Source organism: Burkholderia sp. LMG 13014, from assembly GCF_905232215.1.
Taxonomy (GTDB): domain Bacteria; phylum Pseudomonadota; class Gammaproteobacteria; order Burkholderiales; family Burkholderiaceae; genus Burkholderia.
Map to the genome: position 1 here is coordinate 1 of NZ_CAJNKE010000713.1, position 2,711 is coordinate 2,711.

The 2,711-nt window shown below is 67.0% G+C and carries 3 protein-coding genes; 1 reads left to right on the forward strand and 2 read right to left on the reverse strand.

All coding sequences use genetic code 11. The features are described from left to right. The coding region (locus tag JYJ84_RS33480; RefSeq protein ID WP_275890760.1) for a Sua5 family C-terminal domain-containing protein at positions 1 to 233 on the forward strand (233 nt) is incomplete at its 5' end. Between the two features lie 110 nt (positions 234 to 343). Here JYJ84_RS33480 and JYJ84_RS33485 read toward each other — a convergent pair. Continuing rightward, positions 344 to 1,474, reverse strand: a complete 1,131-nt coding sequence (locus JYJ84_RS33485) for an SGNH/GDSL hydrolase family protein (protein ID WP_122946173.1) — start codon at positions 1,472 to 1,474, stop codon at positions 344 to 346. Positions 1,475 to 1,569: 95 nt separating this feature from the next. After that, complete coding sequence (locus JYJ84_RS33490; protein WP_122946172.1) at positions 1,570 to 2,484, reverse strand: sterol desaturase family protein; 915 nt, start codon at positions 2,482 to 2,484, stop codon at positions 1,570 to 1,572. Between the last annotated feature and the right edge of the window lie 227 nt (positions 2,485 to 2,711).

Genomic DNA, 2,711 nt, shown 5'->3' on the forward strand with positions numbered 1-2,711 from the left:
TCGTCGCACGCGCGTCGCGCGCGGGACGCTGGGCGCAGGCCGACGGCGTGCATTTCGTCGCGGCGCCGGAGGATCCGTCCGCGTATGCACGCGAGCTGTACGGGATGCTGCGTGCGCTCGACCGCGCCCAGGTCGCGCGGATTCTCGTCGAGAAGCTGCCCGAGACCGTCGAATGGATCGCGGTCAACGATCGCCTCGGCCGCGCGGCCGCGGCTTTTGAAGCGACCGAATGACGAAGGTGCGCGGCTGACGCGACCGTCGCCGCGCCGGTTGCCCCGCGCATGAAAAAACGCCCGACCGGTGAACCGGTCGGGCGTTTTCGTTTGGGCGCGTGGCCGGCGGCTTACTTGCCGACGCCGGACGCCGCGATCTTCGACTGCACGAATTGCGCGAACAGCGCGTACAGGTGCGTGGTCGGGTGGACCGTGTCGGCGAACATGTAGGTCTGGTCCGCGTTCGCGGCCGTGTAGGTCTGCGGCGAGCAGAACAGCGACGAGCCGAATGCGGTTGCGTTCGCGACGCCGTATTGCGTTGCGGCCGCGACCATCGCCTTCAGGTTGCACCCGGTATCGGTGTTCGATACGGTGAAGCCGTTCGCCTGGTAGTTCGCGAGGATGCCGTCCTGCCACGTGAACGTGTCCATCAGCACGTACTTGGTCGTATCGACCTTGAGCGCCTGCAGCGTCGCGGCGAGCGTGCCGTTGAACAGCATCGACAGTTGCGTGAGGGTCGTCTGCGTGCCGGCTTGCAGCGCGAGCGGCGTGCCGCCGATGTCCGGCACGTTCGACACGAACACGTGGGTCGCGCCGGCGGCGACGATCTGCTGGACGATGCCGGCAAGCTGCTGCGCGGCCGCCCCGATGTTCTGCTGCAGTTGCGTCGGCGTGATCGCGCCCGCCTGCAGCGCCGTGACCTGATAGAAGATGTCGTTCGCGCCGCCGTTGAGCAGCACGATCTGGCCGGCGTTGAAGCTGCCGTGCTGCGACACGTATTGCTTGACCTGGTCGGCGATCGGCATCGTGGTCGCCTGCGCGTAGTCCGCGTTCGGCACGCTCGCGTCCGCGTGGCCGATGCCCGGCTGCTGCGTCACGCGCGCGCCGCCCTGTGCGTAGCCGAGGCCGCCGGTGGCCTGCAGCGGAACGCCGAAGCCGCCCTGGTTGGCCGGCTGCAGCGTGTCGCCGTAGTACTGCGCGACGTCCTGCGTCCACACCTGGCCGGGGTTCGTCGTGAAGCGGCCGCCGCCGAAGCCGAGCTTGATCTGCGAGTAGGTGCCCGCGTCGGACAGGCTGTCGCCGAACGACACGATCTGCATCTTCACGCCCGACGGCGGCGTGTTCGACGCGCTGTTGTTGTTGTCGTCACCGCCACCGCCGCACGCGGCGAGCAGCGCGAGCGCGGCGCCGGCGATTGCAACTTGCGCGGTGCGCAGCATGCGTTGCCGGGTGCGGGTAGGTGCGTGTTGTCGTGTCTGCATCGTTCGATCTCCTCGTAGATATGGCCTGATGTGTTTCTCATCTGCCGCGTGCCTGCTCGGTTCCGGGCTGCGCGGCGGCCGTTGGCTGAAACGGTTTATTGGTCGCGCGCAGCCGCAAGCGGCACGGTGCGCGGATCGGGGTTCGCGGCCTCGGCAATCTGCGCATGATAAGCGCTCGCCCATTCGGGCGGGCCGAAAATCGCGCGCAGCTTGTTGCGCCAGCCGTCGACGCGCAACGCGTCGCCGGTCATCGATACCCACTCGTGGAACGTCGCGACGAGCGGGTTGTTCGAGCCGAGCCGCTCGACGATCCCGTACTGCGGCCGATCGTCGGGCGTTTCCTCGACATAGCTGCCGAACAGGCGATCCCAGATCACCAGGACGCCTGCGTAATTGCGGTCGATGTAGCGCGGATTGCGTGCATGGTGCGCGCGGTGGATCGACGGCGTGTTCAGCACGTATTCGAGCCAGCCGAGCTTGCCGATCGCCTGCGTGTGCACGAAGAACTGGAACGCGAGGTTGATCAGCACGATACCGACGACCTGTTGCGGCGGAAAGCCGGCGAACGCGAGCGGCAGCCAGAACACCCACATCCCCGCGACGGGATACATCAGGCTCTGGCGGAACGCGGTCGAGAAATTCATCCGCTCGGACGAGTGGTGCACGACGTGCGCGGCCCACAGCCAGCGCACGCGATGGCTCGCGCGATGAAACACGTAGTAGAGGAAATCCTGCGCGATGAACAGCACTGCGAACGACAGCCAGCCGTCGTGCCAGGTGATCAGTCGATAGTGCCGGTAGCAGTACGCATAAACGGGGATCACGAACAGCCATGCGATCTTGTCGGCGCCCTGGTGCATCAGCGCGAGCGCCGCGTTGCACAGCGTGTCGCGCCACGCATAGACGTGGTCCTGCGCACGAGTGCGGGCGAGGTGCCAGGCCTCCCACGCGATGCAGAGCAGGAAGACGGGCGCCAGCGCGAGCAGAAGCAATTCGACGTCGAATCGCATGGGCGTGTCTCCTTCTTTCCCCTGCAAGCCTTGAGGCCGGGCGTATGGCCCGTTGTATGTATCGGTCAGGCCAACAGCCTACGCAATCGCCACGCGCTAGGCGAGGGGGGAGCGTAGAGGGTTCCCTCTGAGGACAGGGTTTCTACGGAAGCCGCGCGGCGCGGGGCCGGGCGGTGCGGCCCTGTTTTATGGGCACGGTTGGCGCGCGGTGCGTTGCGTGCCGGTGG